1 pseudogene is annotated in these 752 nt (G+C 41.4%); it reads right to left on the bottom strand.

Annotated features, from left to right (window positions below):
* Positions 1-332: pseudogene (locus R7Q09_RS25255) on the bottom strand (ABC transporter substrate-binding protein); the annotation flags it as partial.
* Between the last annotated feature and the right edge of the window lie 420 nt (positions 333-752).

Raw genomic sequence — 752 nt, 5'->3', positions numbered from 1 at the left:
GCGTTTGGTCGCGTAAACACTTGATTGATTTGGTAATCAATATTGAGTTTATCTAAGCGCTTCTCAAACGCGTCGATGTTTCTTATCCAGTAATCGGAAATCTGCTGCCCTGGATAAACAACGGAGATTTTTAATGGGTGTCTTTTTTCAGGGGCAATAGGCACAGGATCGTCTCTCACGGCCGCAGCCAGAGCATCCGTTAAGTGTTTCTGTTCTGGAAATTCATTTAAGAATTCTTGATACGCCCAGTAGCCGTTAAGAACCTGAGAGGCTTGTGAAGCCGGAGACATGCCGGCAATTGAAATCAGGGACAATACTAACGCTTTATTCATTTATTGCTCTTTTAGCTTTTTTATTGAGCCTACTTCAGCTCTGTTTTTGACCTAGCCGAGTCATCCTTTACTCTTGTAATCTACCTTCCACTGAGTGTTTGTTTCAATAGTAAATTTGTCTACTTGGAACAGAACATCGGGCCATTATGCGTCAGAATAGCCATACATGATATACCCAAAGTCCATATGGTATTCTGCTTTTATCTCAAGAAGCTTGGATGTATCGGGCTCGGCCGTATTAGTCGGCAGTATCAATAAATATAAATAAGCCGCCAATTTTGGCGGCTTATAAAAGACAATTGAAATTTAAGAATCCGAAAAACAGGCACTCAAACGGTCACGATGAACCGTTAACTTTGAGAGCAAGACTCAAACATCACTTGCTGATTGTCATCCACGGCAATCAAAGCTTTGAGTTCA

This window comes from Vibrio sp. 2130-1 (assembly GCF_033339515.1).
This window is presented reverse-complemented; position numbering and strand designations above follow the sequence as displayed.